Here is a 518-nt window from a genome sequence, read left to right on the forward strand (position 1 = left end):
AAATCTTCCGCCAAGGTTTGGTCTGCAATGCTACTTTCAACCACAGGCGTGTCGTTCACCGCATTCACGGTGACGTTAACCGTCGCTTGGTCGGTCAGTGCACCATCGGTCACGGTGTAAGTGATTTCAGCGTCACCATGGAAGTTCTCAGCCGGTGTGAACACCAACTTGCCGTCAACAATCTCGACTGTACCTTGGTCACTCGGCACTGACGCCGATTGGATAGACAGCGTATCGCCATCCACATCGGTGTCGTTTGGCAGGACATCAATCGTTACTGGCGTGTCTTCGTCAGTAACGGCATTGTCATTGGTCGCCACTGGCGCATCATTCACTGGTGTGACATCGACGTTCACCGTGGTGGACTCCGATACCCCACCGGAGGTAACGATGTAGGTGAAGCTGTCAGCCCCGTGGTAGTTGTCGTTTGGCGTGTAAGTGACGCTGCCGTCCGGGTTGACCGAGACCGTGCCGTTGGCTGGGCCGTTATTGGTATCCAGCGACACCACTTTGTCGTC

General features: G+C 55.2%; 1 protein-coding gene. It reads right to left on the reverse strand.

Annotation, left to right across the window (positions count from 1 at the left end; all coding sequences use genetic code 11):
* The coding region (locus R7093_RS28085; protein ID WP_318147391.1) for a tandem-95 repeat protein at window positions 1-518 on the reverse strand (518 nt) is incomplete at both ends.

The organism is Vibrio sp. 1580 (assembly GCF_033340055.1).